The organism is Methylobacterium sp. AC433 (genome assembly GCF_979253015.1).
This window is the reverse complement of the sequence record NZ_CEEDBN010000071.1, coordinates 1-264: the sequence shown is the minus strand read 5'-3', so window position 1 is coordinate 264 and position 264 is coordinate 1. Positions and strand designations below refer to the sequence as shown.

General features: G+C 49.2%; 2 protein-coding genes. Both read right to left on the bottom strand.

The genetic code is table 11. The annotated features are described in order from the left end of the window. A partial coding sequence (locus AC0IWM_RS23780; RefSeq protein WP_471759151.1) for a hypothetical protein occupies positions 1–106 on the bottom strand: 106 nt, incomplete at its 3' end. A gap of 10 nt (positions 107–116) precedes the next feature. Then, positions 117–264, bottom strand: a 148-nt coding sequence (locus AC0IWM_RS23775; protein ID WP_223346489.1) for an AbgT family transporter, incomplete at its 5' end; no start/stop codon positions are given.

The following is a 264-nucleotide window of genomic DNA, read 5'->3' as shown; positions in this document are numbered from 1 at the left end:
CGCTGTACTCTTCCCATTCAACCGCCCGCAGGCGAAATTGCTCATCGCAAATCACCCACAGTGGACCCAGTGGCGTGGCAATTTTTTCTTCAAGTAATCTCAGCATCCGTTCTCTCTTAAGACAAACGTGGGTAAATACCCGGACCTATCGGCAGACCGACAAGATACCACGCCAGCAACATCAGCAGCCATACCACCAAAAAGATAAGTGGATAGGGCAAGACTAACGAATAGTAAGTACCCAGTTTCGCGTCTGGTTTGTAG